Below are 15,711 nucleotides of genomic sequence, written 5' to 3' on the forward strand. Positions count from 1 at the left end.
CGACGCGGCCGAATAAGATTAGTTAGAGGAAGGGGAGCCATGCCAAAGCTCACCATTGATGGACAGGAAATCGAAGTCGACGCCAGCATGACTGTGCTGCAGGCTTGCGAACAGGCCGGGATTGAAATCCCGCGTTTCTGTTATCACGAACGACTGCCACTGTCCGGCAACTGCCGTATGTGTCTGGTGGAAATGGAACGCGCACCGAAGCCGGTCGCGTCATGCTGTATGCCTGTGGGCGACGGTATGGTGATCCACACCAACACGGAAAAAGTCAAAAAGATGCGCGAAGCGGTGATGGAGTTCTTGCTCATCAATCACCCGCTGGACTGCCCGATCTGCGATCAAGGCGGCGAATGCGACCTGCAAGACCAAGCGGTAGGCTACGGTTGTGGCGAAAGCCGCTACGACGAAGAAAAACGCGCGGTCAAAGACAGCTACTACGGACCGCTGATCCGCACGCAAATGACGCGCTGCATTCACTGTACGCGCTGTGTGCGGTTCTCGTCCTCCATCGCGGGCACGTCGGAGCTGGGCGGCACCTTCCGGGGTGAACACTTAGAAATCGGCACCTACGTCGGAAACACGATCAAGTCTGAGCTTTCAGGCAACATGATCGATTTGTGCCCCGTCGGTGCGCTGACCAACTTGCCGTATGCTTACAAAGCCCGCTCTTGGGAGCTGAAAAAGACCGAAAGCATCGATGTGCTGGACGGTTTGGGCGCGGCGATCCGCGTTGATGCACGCGGCGGCGAAGTGCTGCGCGTTATTCCGCGCTTGAACGACGATGTGAACGAAGAATGGCTGGGCGATAAATCGCGCTTTGCTTGTGACGGTCTGAACCGTCAGCGTTTGGATCGTCCGTACGTCAAAAAAGACGGCAAACTGACCCCGGTCAACTGGGACGACGCTTTTGCGGCCATCAAAGCCAAAGTCGACGGCTTGGACGGTTCCAAAATCGCCGCACTCGCCGGTGACTTGGTGGACGTCGAAGCCATGACGGCATTGAAAGACTTGCTGGAAAGTTTGGGCTCCAAAAATATGGATTGCCGCCAAGAAGGCAGCGCCATGGCCCCAACCGTTCGCGCCAGCTACATCTTCAACTCCAGCATTGCCGGGATTGAAGAGGCCGACGCCATTTTGATCGTGGGCTCCAACACGCGCATCGAAAGCCCGGTCTTGAACGCCCGCATCCGCAAACGTTACCTCGAAGGCGGCTTAAGCGTCGGTGTGGTTGGCCCGGATGCGGATCTGACCTACAAAACCGAACACTTTGGTGGCGATGCCAACGTCTTGAACGACATCGCTTCGGGCAAGCATGCCTTTGCAGAAGTCCTGAAGGGTGCCGAGAAACCGATGATCATCGTCGGCGCAGGCGCTTTGATGCGCGCCGACGGTGCAGCCCTTTTGGCTGCTGCTAAGTCCATCGCGGACGCGACGGGCATGGTCAAAGACGGCTGGAACGGCTTTAACGTGTTGCAAACCGCAGCATCGCGCGTCGGCGGATTGGACATCGGCTTTGTGCCGGGCGAAGGCGGTCTGGACACCCAAGGCATCTTGGATGCTTGCGGCGACGGCAAAGTCGAAGTGCTGTATCTGTTGGGTGCTGACGGTATGGAAGCGGCGAAGCTTTCGGACACCTTCATCATCTACCAAGGCCACCACGGCGACAGCGGCGCACACTTGGCCGACGTCATCTTGCCGGGTGCCGCCTATACCGAGAAAAACGCAACCTTCGTCAACACCGAAGGCCGCGTGCAACGCACCAGCCTGGCCGTGTTCCCGCCGGGCGCGGCCAAAGAAGACTGGGCCATCGTTCGCGCCTTGTCGGGTGAGCTGGGCAAAACCTTGTCCTACAACACGCTCGCCGATGTGCGCGCACGTATGGCTGCACTGAACTCTGTGTTCGCCACCACCGACGAAATCCTGGTCGCAGACTGGGCTGATTTCGGCACGGCGGGTGAGCTCAATTCGAAACCGCTGACATCGCATATTCGGAACTATTACATGACCGACCCGATTTCACGCGCTTCTGAAACCATGGCGGCCTGCACGGCAGAGCTGTTGGGTGAGGGAAGCGAGACGGAAAGGACCGGCACCGATGGTTGAACTTTGGGACAACTACCTGTGGCCGCTGATTTGGATCGTGATAAAGATCCTTGTCATCGTCGTGCCTCTCCTTTTGGCCGTGGCGTATCTGACCTACGCTGAACGCAAAGTTATTGGCGCCATGCAGTTGCGCCGTGGCCCGAACGTTGTGGGGCCCTTTGGGTTGCTGCAACCCATGGCCGACGGTGCGAAGCTGTTTTTGAAGGAAACGATTATTCCTTCATCCGCCAACCGCGCGGTGTTCTTGGTCGCCCCCATGCTGACCTTCTTCTTAGCCCTTGTGGCTTGGGCGGTTATTCCGTTCGGTGAAGGTTTGGTTTTGGCGGACATCAACGTCGGCATCTTGTATCTGTTCGCCATTAGCTCCTTGGGCGTGTATGGCGTGTTGATGGCAGGCTGGGCGTCGAACTCCAAATACGCATTTTTGGGCGCGCTACGCTCGGCCGCGCAGATGGTTTCTTACGAAGTCTCCATGGGCTTTGTGATCATCTCGGTCTTGGTGTGTGTGGGTTCGTTGAACCTCACCGACATCGTCGAGGCCCAGCGCGACATGTGGTTCGTCATTCCGTTGCTGCCCATGGCTGTGGTGTTTTTCATCTCGACCTTGGCGGAAACCAACCGTCACCCGTTTGACCTTCCCGAAGCGGAAGCGGAACTTGTGGCCGGTTACAACGTCGAATATTCAGCCATGACGTTCGCTCTGTTCTTCTTGGGCGAATACGCCAACATGATCTTGATGTGTGGCATGACCACCGTCTTGTTCTTGGGCGGCTGGCTGCCGCCGTTCGACATTGCGCCGTTCAACCTGATCCCTGGACCGGTTTGGTTCGTGATCAAGATTGCGGCCTTGTTGTTTATCTTCATCTGGGTGCGTGCAAGCTTCCCGCGTTATCGCTATGACCAACTGATGCGTCTGGGCTGGAAAGTGTTCCTGCCGTTGTCGCTGGCGGCTGTAGTGATCGTGTCGGGCGTGCTGGTCACCTTCGATTTGCTGCCGAACGCAGGTTGAGGAGGGGAATGATAAAATGAGCTTCATCAACCGACACATTCAGGCATTTTTGCTGGTGGAACTGCTGCAAGGCATGATGCTGACGCTGCGTTATATGTTCCGTCCGAAAGTGACGCTGAACTATCCATATGAAAAAGGCCCGCTGAGCCCGCGTTTTCGCGGTGAGCACGCGCTGCGCCGCTACCCCAATGGGGAAGAGCGCTGCATCGCGTGTAAACTGTGCGAAGCGGTCTGCCCGGCGCAAGCCATCACCATCGAAGCCGAGCCGCGTGACGACGGGTCCCGTCGCACCACGCGCTACGACATCGACATGACCAAGTGCATCTACTGTGGTTTCTGCGAAGAAGCCTGTCCGGTGGACGCCATTGTCGAAGGTCCGAACTTCGAATACGCCACGGAAACTCGGGAAGAGTTGATGTACGACAAAGACAAACTTCTGGCCAATGGTGCACGTTGGGAGGTCGAGTTGGACCTTCGCCTGCGTGCCGATGCGCCATATCGCTGAGGAGCCAGAAGATATGATTGAAGCACTCGTTTTTTACATGTTCGCAACCATCTGCGTCGTTTCCGGCGTTTTGGTGGTCACGCGACGCAACCCGGTTCATTCGGTGTTGTTCCTCATCTTGGCGTTTTTCAACGCAGGCGCACTGTTCGTGCTGGCCGGGGCGGAATTCATCGCCATGCTGTTGATTGTCGTCTACGTCGGCGCCGTTGCGGTCTTGTTCATGTTCGTCGTCATGATGCTGGACGTGGCCGTGGTGGAAATGAAGCAAAAGCTTGCGGGCTACTTGCCGCTGGGTTTGCTGGTGGTTGCGATCTTCACCGGTGAATTGCTGGCGTCCAGCTTAGCGTGGCACTTTGCACCCGAAGCCGCCGCCAACGTTCAAGACGCCATACCCACAGGCGTGGACAACACGACGTCGCTGGGTTTGTTGATCTACACCAAATACATCTATCTGTTCCAAGCCGCAGGTCTTGTCCTGTTGGTCGCTATGATCGGTGCCATCGTTTTGACGCACCGCAAGCGCCCCGACAGCAAGAAACAGGTCATCGCCGCACAGTTGGCGCGCGACCCCAACCAGTCTGTTGAGCTGAAGAAAGTCGAAAGCGGGAGGGGCATCTGATGGATATCGGTCTGGCACATTATCTGGCAGTCGGCGCGATCTTATTCGCAACCGGCATGTTTGGAATTTTCCTCAACCGCAAGAACGTGATCGTCATCTTGATGTCGGTCGAACTGTTGCTGCTTGCGGTCAACATTAACTTCGTGGCGTTTTCCGTGGAACTCGGCGACATGGTGGGGCAGGTGTTTACCTTGTTCATCCTGACCGTCGCTGCCGCTGAAGCCGCCATCGGTCTCGCCATCTTGGTGGTGTTCTTCCGCAACCGTGGCTCCATCGCGGTTGATGACATCAACTCCATGAAGGGCTGAGGGGACGTATTGAAATGAGCATGATTAAAGCCATTGTCTTCCTGCCTCTGATTGCCTCGATGCTTGCGGGCATCGTTGCATTCATCGATTGCGGCGAAGACAAAGACAAAAAACACAAGATGGACACGCTCGCGCAGTGGATCACCGCCGGCTTCTTGCTGGTGTGTATGGTCATGTCGTGGATGGTGTTCTATCAGGTCGGATTGCAGGGCCAAGCCTACACCGTGACGGTGTTGGAATGGATCCAGTCCGGTGACTTGAACCTAAACTGGGCTTTGAAAGTCGACACGCTGACCGCCGTTATGTTGGTGGTGGTATGCACGGTTTCGGCCATGGTGCACGTGTACTCCATCGGGTACATGCACCACGACCCGAACGTGCCGCGCTTTCAAAGCTATCTGAGCCTGTTCACGTTCGCCATGTTGATGCTGGTGACGGCGGACAACTTGGTGCAAATGTTCTTCGGTTGGGAAGGCGTTGGTTTGGCGTCCTACTTGCTGATCGGGTTTTGGTACAAAAAGCCGTCGGCCAACGCTGCCGCCATCAAGGCCTTCGTCGTCAACCGTGTTGGTGACTTCGGCTTTGCGCTTGGCATCTTTGCCGTGTTTGTGATGTTCGGCACCGTGAACTTGGATGCAATCTTTGCCCAAGCGGGTGGGATGACCGAAGCCAACATGGAAATCTTCGGTTATGAATTCCACGCCATCACGGTGATGTGTTTGTTGCTGTTTGTTGGCGCCATGGGTAAATCGGCTCAGCTGGGTCTTCACACCTGGTTGCCGGACGCCATGGAAGGCCCGACGCCGGTGTCTGCCTTGATCCACGCGGCCACCATGGTGACGGCGGGCGTGTTCATGGTGTCGCGCATGTCGCCGCTGTTTGAATATTCAGATGTTGCCTTGGCCGTCGTGACCATCGTCGGTGCGTCGACCGCAATCTTTGCCGCGACCATCGGCTGCACCCAGTTCGACATCAAACGCGTCATTGCATATTCCACCTGTTCGCAGCTGGGCTACATGTTCTTCGCCATCGGCGTTTCCGCATATCAAGCGGCGATCTTCCACCTGATGACCCACGCGTTCTTCAAAGCGCTGCTGTTCTTAGGGGCTGGTTCCGTCATTCACGCCATGTCCGACGAACAGGACATGCGCAAGATGGGCGGCATTTGGAAATCGATCCCGATAACCTACGGTTTGATGTGGGTGGGCTCTTTGGCCTTGGCTGGCATCCCGCCGTTTGCAGGCTTCTATTCCAAAGACATCGTTTTGGAAGCTGCCTGGGGTGCGCATAGCGCTGTCGGCAACTACGCGTTCTGGATGGGCATTTTGGCTGCATTCCTGACGGCGTTCTACAGCTGGCGTCTGATCATCATGACCTTCCACGGCAAGCCGCGCGCTGACGAACACGTCATGGCGCACGTGCACGAAAGCCCGAAAGTCATGATCTTGCCGCTGTTGCTGTTGGCCGCAGGTGCCATCGTCGCCGGTAAGGGCGCTTATGAGTGGTTCGTCGGCCATGACGCACAGGCCTTCTGGGGCAATGCGATCTTGGTTCTGGACAGTCACCCGGCGCTTGAAAACGCACACCATGTTCCCAGCTGGGTGAAATTGGCCCCGCTGGTGGTCGGCGTTGGCGGGATTGCTTTGGCGTATGTCATGTATATGTTTGCACCGGGCTTGCCGGGTGCCTTTGTGAAGGCGATCAAGCCTATTCACACGTTTGTTTTCAATAAGTGGTTCTTCGACGAACTGTACGACAAGATTTTCGTGAAACCTGCGTTCCGTATTGGACAAGGTCTCTGGAAAGTCGGTGACGTGACCATTATCGACGGTCTCGGCCCCAACGGTGTCGCACACACAACGCAAGAGACAGCTGAAAAAACCAGCGGCTTGCAGTCGGGTTACCTCTACCACTATGCCTTCGCCATGTTGATCGGCGTCGTCTTCATGGTGGGTTGGTATCTGTACATCGCGGGGTGATGAGATAATGCTAGATATACCTATTTTATCGGTTCTGATCTTCCTGCCGTTGGCCGGGGCCGGCTTTATCCTCGCCATCAAAGGGGACGATGAGGTTGGTGCGCGCAACGCACGCAACGTCGCGCTGTGGACGTCAATTGTGACGTTCGTGATGTCCTTGTGGCTGTGGTTTGGCTTCGACAGTTCTACCGCTGCGTTCCAATTCGTCGAAAAGAAAGATTGGATCCCGGCCTACAACATTAATTACCACTTAGGTGTGGACGGCATTTCCGTGCTGTTTGTGTTGTTGACCACGTTGCTGACGCCGATTTGTGTGTTGGCCAGCTGGGACAGCATCAAAGAGCGCGTCAAAGAATACATGATCGCGTTTTTGATCTTAGAAACCATGATGATCGGCATGTTTGTCGCGCTCGACATTGTGATCTTCTACATCTTCTTCGAAGCGGTCTTGATCCCGATGTTCTTGATCATTGGTGTGTGGGGTGGCCAGAACCGTGTGTATGCCTCGTATAAGCTGTTCTTGTACACCTTGGCTGGTTCCGTGTTGATGTTGGTGGCGATTTTGGTGATGTATTCCCAAGCCGGCACCACCGACATACCGACCTTGATGGCGACACGCTTCGATCCGCAATTGCAAATGTGGTTGTGGCTGGCGTTCTTCGCGTCATTTGCGGTGAAAGTGCCCATGTGGCCGGTGCACACCTGGTTGCCGGACGCGCACGTTCAAGCTCCGACAGCGGGCTCCGTGATCCTGGCTGGCGTGTTGTTGAAGTTTGGTGGCTACGGCTTCTTGCGTTTCTCACTGCCGATGTTCCCCGATGCCTCTGTGGAATTCACACCGTTCGTCTTTACGCTGTCCATCATTGCGGTGATCTACACCTCGCTGGTGGCGCTTGTGCAACATGACATGAAAAAGCTCATCGCTTATTCGTCCATCGCGCACATGGGCTTTGTGACGGCGGGTACGTTCACCATGACCATCAATGGCGTGGAAGGGGCTATCTATCAGATGCTCAGCCACGGTGTGGTGTCCGCCGCACTGTTCCTGTGTGTCGGTGTGATTTACGATCGTCTGCATACGCGCGAAATTGATGCTTACGGCGGCTTGGTGCACAAGATGCCGGGCTATGCTTTGGTCTTCATGCTATTCATGATGGCGTCTGTCGGACTTCCGGGCACCGGCGGTTTTGTTGGCGAGTTCTTGGTGCTGCTGGGCTTGTTCCAAGTCAACACCTGGGTCGCCGCATTGACGGCCACCGGTGTGGTGTTGGGTGCGGCTTACATGCTGTATCTCTACCGTCGCGTTGTGTTTGGCGCCCTTGAAAAAGATACGGTCAAGAAGATGCTGGATATGAGCCCGCGCGAATGGGCGGTGTTCTTGCCGCTGATTGTCTTGACGTTGTGGATGGGTGTCTATCCGATTTCGTTCTTGGATGTGATGCACGTTTCTGTCGATAACTTACTCGGCCAAGTCCAAACGGCTCTCGAAGCCAGTGCGGCTTCCGTTGTGGCTGGTCAGTAAGGGAGATTGATAAATGGTTGATATGAACCTTGCCCCGATGATGGCAGAACTCTTTCTGGCTCTGGCCGGAATGACGCTGTTGATGTTGGGCGTTTTCCAAAACACCACAACGCCCCAAGGCGTGACAGGGGCTTCGCGCCTGACGTCGCGTTTGGGGGTCATGACCCTGGTCTTGGCCTTAGGTCTGGTGTTCGCCATTTCCGGCGACACGTATTCGGTCTTCGAAGGCCTGTTCATTTCCGATCCGTTTGCTGTGTTTGCCAAAATGTTGATTTTGGTGGCGGCTGCGTTGACCTTGGTCATGTCGCAAGACTGGTTGGAAAAACAGGGCGCGCATCGCTTTGAATATGCCATCGTGGTGATCTTTGCGTCGCTTGGCATGATGATGATGGTGTCCAGCGGCAACATGCTTTCACTGTACATGGGGCTCGAGCTGCAATCCCTGTCGCTTTACGTTCTGGCGGCGTTCCACCGTGACGACACGCGTGCCACCGAAGCGGGCCTGAAGTACTTCGTGCTGGGCGCTTTGGCGTCGGGTTTGTTGCTTTACGGTATTTCGCTGGTTTACGGCTTCTCCGGTACCACAGATTTTGCCACCATCGCCAAAACCGTCGGCGCGCAAGAGCACACCAACCACGGCTTGGTCGTGGGTTTGGTGTTCATGATGGCCGGTCTGGCCTTTAAAGTCAGCGCTGTTCCGTTCCACATGTGGACCCCGGATGTTTACGAAGGGGCTCCGACCCCCGTGACGGCGTTCTTTGCCGTGGCACCGAAAGTGGCTGCCTTGGCCTTGTTCCTGCGTGTCATGGTCGGCCCGTTTGGTGACATGGCGGCCCAGTGGCAAAACGTGGTTGTGCTGATCTCCATCCTGTCCATGGTCTTGGGCGCACTGGCTGCAATGGCTCAGTCCAACATCAAACGCATGATGGCGTATAGCTCCATCGGTCATGTGGGTTACGCTTTGATCGGTTTGGCCGTCGGCAACGAAGCCGGTGTGACCGCCGTTCTGATCTATTTGGCAATTTATGTGGTGATGAACATCGGTACGTTCGCCTGCATCATCGCCATGCGTCGCGGCGGGCGTTCGGTTGAACATATCCATGAACTGGGCGGTTTGGCGAAAACCAATTTGCCGGTTGCCGCAGCCCTTGCGATCTTCATGTTCTCCATGGCGGGCATCCCGCCGTTGGCAGGCTTCATTGGCAAGTTCTATATCTTCATGGCCGCAGTGGACGCGAAGCTTTACACCTTGGCCGTGATTGGTGTGTTGTCGAGCGTGATTTCCGCGTACTACTACATCCGTATCATCAAGATTATGTTCTTTGACGAACCGGGTATCGAGCCTTTGGATCGTCCACTGCCCGCATCCCTGTCCGCCATATTGGCGCTGTGCACGGGTCTGATTTTGCTGTTCATCTTGATGCCTTCGCCCCTGGTTTCTTGGGCGGAGAGCGCAGCGGCCTCGCTGTTCTAAGCATCCTTTGACCATGTCTACGCTCGAGCTCCCAAGCCCATACCAGCTTGTGGAGCTCGATTGCGTTGACAGTACCAACGCCGAAGCCAAACGCCTTGGCGAAGCAGGGGCACCCGACTGCACCATCGTCTGGGCCAAGCGCCAGACCTGTGGACGGGGCCGGCGCGGGCGTGAATGGGTCTCGGATTGCGGTAATCTCTATTTCTCCATCCTTTTGCGTATGCCGTATCCCATGGCGGACATGACGCAGCTGAGTTTTGTGGCTGCCAACGCCGTCGCCGACGCCGTGTCGGTCGCGGCCCCCCGGGGCAGCTTCGTCAACGTCAAATGGCCCAACGATGTGTTGTTGGAAGGCAAAAAGGTCTCCGGCATTTTGTTGGAGGGCGAGCCGGACATGGATACAGGTTGCTTCAAATACCTTGTGGTCGGCATCGGGGTAAACATCGCCACGCACCCGGTGGTCGAAGACGGCGTCTATCCGGCGACGTCGCTGGCTGCCGAAGGGGGAGTGGGTGAGGGGCTCCGCGTTGAAAAGATGCTCGACACCCTTGCCAAACGGTTCCTGGCAGGTTTGGCGACGTGGCGCAATTTGGGCTTCGGTCCCATTCGCCGCCACTGGTTGGCACGCGCAAAGGGGCTCGGCGGGCCCGTCATGGTGCGCTTACCCAACGAAACCATTGATGGAGTTTTTGCTGCCTTAGATGAAGCAGGCGCTCTGGTGTTGCATCTGGACGGTCAGCCAAACCGCGTCATTACAGCCGGTGACGTCTTCATCCCATGATTTAATTAATCAAGTAAAACAGTCGGTTACGCGGTTAACCACCCCTCGTTTGGATTAATCTGAATTCATAGCCCTGCATAATCCATCGGGCGAATGTTCTTAAATCTCAAAAGCTCTTACATAAAACATTGTGTGATGAATATGTGAGGGCGACATGTCGAACGCGCAGAAGTCTGGCGACCATACCTTGTATGTGGTTGGCGGCAGCAGTACTTACCAAAATCAAATTTCGCAGGCGTTGTTGTCATTTTACAACGTCGTGCCGTTCCGCGATCCGGTCAAGTGAACAAGGGCGTTGAAGCAAGTTGGGACGAGATCGAACGAGTGCAGCGCGCGGCATTGGTCAACACGTTGGAAGAATTCAACACCATCGCAGACTTGATCACAGAAGGTCAACCGATCAACTATCAAGATGTCACCCAAAGCTGCGAGCCGTTGATGAAGGCTGTCAAAAACAACACGTTTCAAGACATGTTGAAGGGGGTGCGCGGGCACGACAATTATTCTTATGTCCATTCCATGCGTGTGGCGACGCTGTTGAGTTTATTTGGGGCTGCCATTGGGATTCAAGGCGAGGATCATGTGACGCTCACCACGGGGGGCTTGCTGCATGACGTCGGCAAGATGAAAATCCCGCACGAAGTCCTGAACAAAGCCGGAAAGCTGGATGATGACGAATTCCAGCAGATGAAAAACCATGTGAAGCATGGCGTGGCATTTTTGGACCTCAACACCACCATTCCCAAAGGTGTGAGCATCATCGCCAGCCAACATCATGAACGCATAGACGGTTCTGGTTATCCGAACGGTGTTGGGGGCAAAGGCTTAAACCAGCTGGCGCGTATGGCTGCCATTATCGATGTGTTCAGCGCGCTCACCGACCGTCGGGTTTATAAGCCACCGATGGAGCCGGAAAAAGCCTTGTCGATTATGAAGGACATGGACGGGCACCTAGACGGTACTTTGCTGATGGTTTTTCGGGAGATGCTGCTCGACAGCGTGTCGGTCAGTTAAGCTCATTTAAATCACATTGATTATTGGTGTTTTTTTATTCCCTTTTCTTAGGCGAGGGAGTAGCATCCTGGTTGTGCTGACTAAGCATAGCAGTGATAAAAAAAGCATTGTCTGTGCTACAATTCATGAGGGGTGGATATATACGGGTGGCACGCGTTGAAGACCTTTAACAGATTCGTGTATGAGCCCCATTTATGTCCTTCATCCACAACAGCACCTCCGACCATACGCTTTATGTTTTGGGTGGAAGCAGCACGTATCAGACTCAGATTTCTGAAGCGTTGCTATCGTTTTACAACGTTGGTGTCTATCAAGCCCCCAATAAGTTGCTTGATCAGATTGAAAACGTTCAGCCCTCAGCCGTTATTGTGGATGAGGTGATTAACGGTGGGGACAGTCTCGGGTTTATCGAAAAATTCAAAGTACGTCACGGCCATCGCCAGATCCCCGTCGTTCTCACCGCGTCGGTTACGCGCGCCGCTGCCATGCGCGGTTATGTCAAAATCCCGGTGTTGGAAAAGCCTTACCGGCGCTCACAACTGTTGGAGCTGATTTCCCATCAGGTCAACAAAGGTATCGAAGCATCCTGGAAAAAGATCGAGCCGGTACAGCGTGCTGCATTGGAAAACACGCTGAACTCCTATAACTCCATTGCCGATTCCATTGCCGAAGGGCGCACACTGAACTATTCCGACGTAACCAAGAGCTGCGAGCCTTTGATCCAGGCCGTCAAAAACAACGCCTTTCAGGACATGCTGCGCGCGGTGCGCGGCCACGATAATTATTCTTACGTTCATTCCTTGCGGGTGGCGACGTTGCTCAGCATGTTTGGTGCGGCCATCGGCATTCAGGGCGGGGATCACGAAACGCTGACCACAGGCGGATTGCTGCACGATGTCGGCAAAATGAAAATCCCCCTGCAAATCTTGAATAAGCCCGGCAAGCTGGACCAGCACGAATTCGAGCAAATGAAACAACACGTGCCCCATTCAGTCGGCTATTTGCAATTGACCCATAATATTCCCAAAGGCGTCATCATCATCGCCCACCAGCACCACGAACGCATTAACGGTTCGGGGTATCCAAATGGGCTGATGGGCAAGGAATTGAATCAGTTGGCCCGGATGGCTGCCATTATCGACGTTTTCAGCGCGCTCACGGACAGGCGCGCCTACAAACCGCCCATGGCCGCGGAACGCGCTCTGACGTGGATGAATGATATGGGCGGACTGGATAGCTCGCTGTTATCGGTGTTTAAGCAAATGCTCTTGGACAGCGTGCCGGAATCGTGATTTTGCACCCGCGAAAAGCCGATTGTCCCGGGTGGGCTTGCCATGCTAGGTATGGGCCATGCTTTTAGCCATCGACACAGGTAATACCAACACTGTTTTTTCCGTCTTCGACGACCAGGGACAAGACGCGGGCAAGGTCCGGGCCCAATGGCGTGCGTCGACCACGGCCAACCGCACATCCGACGAACACGGTGTGTGGCTTTTGCGCTTGATGGAGTTGGAAGGGATTACCCCAAATGATATCACGGGCGCCATTATCGCGTCTGTGGTCCCCGCAACGCTGCGCAGCCTCAAAGTACTGTGCGAAGACTACTTCAAAACCCAACCCATGGTCATCGGTGAAGACGGTGTGGATTTGGGTGTCGAAGTCGTCATTGAAAACGCTCACGAAGTGGGGGCGGACCGGTTGGTCAATGCCGTTGCGGCTCAGGCCAAATACGGTGGGCCTTTGATTTGTATCGATTTTGGCACAGCGACAACGTTCGACATCATCGACAAAGACGGCAACTACGCCGGCGGTGTCATTGCACCGGGCATCAATTTGTCTCTGGAAGCTTTGCACATGGCCGCAGCGAAACTGCCCCGGGTTGCCATTGAGCGCCCGGACAAGGTGATCGGGCAGGGCACGGTGACGGCCATGCAGTCTGGCATCTATTGGGGCTATGTCTCCATGATCGAAGGCATGGTTGCGCGCATTCGCGAAGAGTTCCGCGCCGACATGGACGTGGTCGCCACTGGCGGCTTAGCTCCGATGTTTTCCAAAGCAACCCGCTTGATCGATTGGACCGACAGCGATCTGACGCTGCGCGGCCTTTACTTGATTGCTCAAAACAACCTTGCTCAGGCTGGGAACTGATCCATGGCAAACGAAGAACTTCTTTTCCTGCCCTTAGGCGGTGCCGGGGAAATCGGCATGAACCTCAACCTCTATGGGTATGGGGAGCCGGGGCATGCGACGTGGATGATGATTGATCTGGGCATTTCGTTCGGTGACGGTACGCACCCAGGCGTGGATGTGATCATGCCGGACCCTGCTTATATCGAACAGCACAAAGACCAGCTGGCAGGCATCGTTCTCACCCACGCGCACGAAGACCATTTGGGCGCGGTTCCGTATCTGTGGGAACGCTTTGGCGTGCCGATTTACGCGACGCCGTTCACGGTCTCTATCGTGCAGCGCAAACTCGCCGAAGTGGGGCTGTTGGACATTGTGCCTATTGTTGAAATTCCCCTGAACGGCTCGTTCGAAGTGGGGCCGTTTGAGTTGGATTTGATCACGCTCACGCACTCCATACCCGAACCCAACGGCATTGCTATTAAGACCCCATTGGGTACGGTCTTGCACACGGGCGATTGGAAGCTGGACCCGGACCCCGTGATTGGCGAGCCGTCGGACATGCCCGCCCTGCGCCGTTTGGGCGACGAGGGGGTGCTGGCGATTGTGTGCGACAGCACCAACGTCTTCACCGAAGGCACCAGCGGGTCGGAAGGTGCTATTTTTGAAAGCATGCGTGAGCTGGTGTCTGGCTGCACGGGGCGTGTGGTGGTGACGTGTTTTGCCTCCAACGTGGCGCGTTTGGACACGCTGTTCCGTGTTGCCCAAGCCTGCGGGCGTTCGGTGGCTTTGGCTGGGCGGTCCTTTGGCCGCATGGTCGATGCTGCACGCGAAAACGGTTACCTCAAAGACATCCCGCCGATTTTGGATGAAGATCATTTCGGCGATATTCCCAAAGAAAACGTCATGCTGATCTGCACCGGATCGCAAGGTGAGCCCCGCGCGGCGTTGTCGCGCATTGCTGCGGACGATCATCCGCGCCTGTATGTCAGCGAAGGCGACACGGTTATCTTTTCCTCGCGCCAAATTCCCGGCAATGAAGTGTCTATAGGGCGCTTGCAAAACCGCTTGGTGCGCCGAGGGGTTGAGGTGATTACGGACAGCGACCACTTCATCCATGTGTCCGGACACCCGGCTCGCGATGAATTGCTGGAAATGTATCAGGCTGTGAAGCCGGAATTGTCCATTCCCGTGCATGGCGAGCTTCGCCATTTGACGGAGCACGCGAAGCTCGCCAAGTCGGCTCAAGTGCCGCACGCCATTGTAAATGAGAACGGCGGCATGATCCGCATTGCGCCGGGTCCGGCCAGCATCATCGAACAAGTTCCGTCTGGGCGCTTGGCGCTTGAAGGTGGGCGAGTTGTGCCCTTGGATGGTGAGTTGGTGCGTGGTCGCGTGCGTGCACTGTTTAACGGTTCAGCCACCATCACCATTGTCATCGACAAGGTCGGCAACATCTTAGGCGATCCGATCCTGACCACGTCTGGATTGTTGGAACCCAACGACGTCGATGTTGAAGACGATGTCCTGGACGAAGCCGAAATGGCCATCGAGCGTTTGTCCAAAAAAGACCTGCGCAAAGACGACATTGTTTCGGAAGCCGTGCGCATTGCCGTGCGGCGGTATTTCCGCAATACGTTTGATAAAAATGCAGTCACCTCGGTCCACTTGGTCCGGGTATAATTACGAAGCTAACAAGGAGACCTCCCTATGATCGGTAATCTCAATCACGTCGCCATCGCCGTGCCCGACTTGGATGCGGCCACCGCAAAATATCGCGACCAACTGGGTGCAAAAGTATCCGAACCCCAAGACGAGCCGGATCACGGCGTCACCGTGGTGTTCGTTGAACTGCCCAATACCAAGATCGAACTGTTGACCCCGTTTGGCGAAAACTCGCCGATCCAGGCGTTTTTGGACAAGAACCCCGAAGGCGGCATTCACCACTTGTGCTTTGAAACCGACGACGTTGAAAAAGCCAGCGCTAAGCTGCAAGACGACGGCGTGCGCGTGCTGGGTGGCGGCAAATCCAAAATCGGTGCCCATGGCAAGCCTGTAATTTTCCTGCATCCGAAAGATTTTTGCGCTACTCTGATCGAGCTGGAGGACGCTTAAGTCATTTGTTTGCCCCTCAGGCGCCGGGCGGGTTTTTGCAAAACCCTTGGCTTACGGCGCATAAGCGCCGACGCGCAGTCGCGCTTGCCAACTTGAACATGGAAGCCATGAACAAGTTGGAAGGGAACGGTATCAAAGCGGCCTCCGAC

At 55.6% G+C, this 15,711-nt stretch carries 15 protein-coding genes; all 15 read left to right on the forward strand.

Annotated elements, in window-relative coordinates:
• Positions 1 to 39: 39 nt before the first annotated feature.
• The 15 genes from nuoG (at position 40) to mce (ending at position 15,562) form a co-directional block, all read left to right on the forward strand.
• Entirely contained in the window at positions 40 to 2,109 is a 2,070-nt protein-coding gene (nuoG, locus tag V5T82_RS06265) for an NADH-quinone oxidoreductase subunit NuoG (protein WP_332894753.1), read from the forward strand.
• Positions 2,102 to 3,118 carry an NADH-quinone oxidoreductase subunit NuoH gene (gene nuoH, locus V5T82_RS06270; RefSeq protein WP_332894754.1) on the forward strand — a complete coding sequence of 339 codons (1,017 nt, stop codon included), beginning with the start codon at positions 2,102 to 2,104 and terminating at the stop codon, positions 3,116 to 3,118. Before nuoG ends, nuoH begins: the two co-directional genes overlap by 8 nt.
• A 16-nt stretch (positions 3,119 to 3,134) precedes the next feature.
• On the forward strand, positions 3,135 to 3,623 hold the full coding sequence (nuoI, locus tag V5T82_RS06275) for an NADH-quinone oxidoreductase subunit NuoI (protein WP_332894755.1): 489 nt from the start codon (positions 3,135 to 3,137) through the stop codon (positions 3,621 to 3,623).
• Positions 3,624 to 3,636: 13 nt separating this feature from the next.
• Complete coding sequence (locus tag V5T82_RS06280) at positions 3,637 to 4,242, forward strand: NADH-quinone oxidoreductase subunit J (protein WP_332894756.1); 606 nt, start codon at positions 3,637 to 3,639, stop codon at positions 4,240 to 4,242.
• The gene (gene nuoK, locus V5T82_RS06285; RefSeq protein ID WP_332894757.1) at positions 4,242 to 4,550 is read left to right on the forward strand and encodes an NADH-quinone oxidoreductase subunit NuoK; all 309 of its coding nucleotides are present in this window, start codon (positions 4,242 to 4,244) and stop codon (positions 4,548 to 4,550) included. The genes V5T82_RS06280 and nuoK overlap by 1 nt, the downstream gene beginning before the upstream one ends.
• A 20-nt stretch (positions 4,551 to 4,570) precedes the next feature.
• Complete coding sequence (nuoL, locus tag V5T82_RS06290; protein WP_332894844.1) at positions 4,571 to 6,529, forward strand: NADH-quinone oxidoreductase subunit L; 1,959 nt, start codon at positions 4,571 to 4,573, stop codon at positions 6,527 to 6,529.
• A gap of 7 nt (positions 6,530 to 6,536) precedes the next feature.
• Positions 6,537 to 8,051: an NADH-quinone oxidoreductase subunit M gene (locus V5T82_RS06295; RefSeq protein WP_332894758.1), complete on the forward strand. Its 1,515-nt coding sequence runs from the start codon at positions 6,537 to 6,539 to the stop codon at positions 8,049 to 8,051.
• Between the two features lie 13 nt (positions 8,052 to 8,064).
• Positions 8,065 to 9,525, forward strand: coding sequence for an NADH-quinone oxidoreductase subunit NuoN (gene nuoN, locus V5T82_RS06300; RefSeq protein WP_332894759.1), 1,461 nt, complete (start codon positions 8,065 to 8,067; stop codon positions 9,523 to 9,525).
• 13 nt (positions 9,526 to 9,538) lie between these two features.
• Positions 9,539 to 10,306, forward strand: coding sequence for a biotin--[acetyl-CoA-carboxylase] ligase (locus V5T82_RS06305; RefSeq protein WP_332894760.1), 768 nt, complete (start codon positions 9,539 to 9,541; stop codon positions 10,304 to 10,306).
• 154 nt (positions 10,307 to 10,460) lie between these two features.
• Complete coding sequence (locus tag V5T82_RS06310; protein WP_332894761.1) at positions 10,461 to 10,592, forward strand: hypothetical protein; 132 nt, start codon at positions 10,461 to 10,463, stop codon at positions 10,590 to 10,592.
• A complete protein-coding gene (locus V5T82_RS06315; protein WP_332894762.1) occupies positions 10,589 to 11,320 on the forward strand; it encodes an HD-GYP domain-containing protein in 732 nt (243 codons plus the stop codon). Before V5T82_RS06310 ends, V5T82_RS06315 begins: the two co-directional genes overlap by 4 nt.
• Positions 11,321 to 11,514: 194 nt before the next feature.
• Complete coding sequence (locus V5T82_RS06320) at positions 11,515 to 12,612, forward strand: HD domain-containing phosphohydrolase (protein WP_332894763.1); 1,098 nt, start codon at positions 11,515 to 11,517, stop codon at positions 12,610 to 12,612.
• Between the two features lie 58 nt (positions 12,613 to 12,670).
• Entirely contained in the window at positions 12,671 to 13,468 is a 798-nt protein-coding gene (locus tag V5T82_RS06325; protein WP_332894764.1) for a type III pantothenate kinase, read from the forward strand.
• 3 nt (positions 13,469 to 13,471) lie between these two features.
• Entirely contained in the window at positions 13,472 to 15,130 is a 1,659-nt protein-coding gene (locus V5T82_RS06330) for a ribonuclease J (protein ID WP_332894765.1), read from the forward strand.
• Positions 15,131 to 15,157: 27 nt separating this feature from the next.
• A complete protein-coding gene (gene mce, locus V5T82_RS06335; protein WP_332894766.1) occupies positions 15,158 to 15,562 on the forward strand; it encodes a methylmalonyl-CoA epimerase in 405 nt (134 codons plus the stop codon).
• The last annotated feature ends 149 nt before the right edge of the window (positions 15,563 to 15,711 follow it).

This window comes from Magnetovibrio sp. PR-2, assembly GCF_036689815.1.
In the GTDB taxonomy this organism is placed as follows: Bacteria; Pseudomonadota; Alphaproteobacteria; order Rhodospirillales; family Magnetovibrionaceae; genus Magnetovibrio.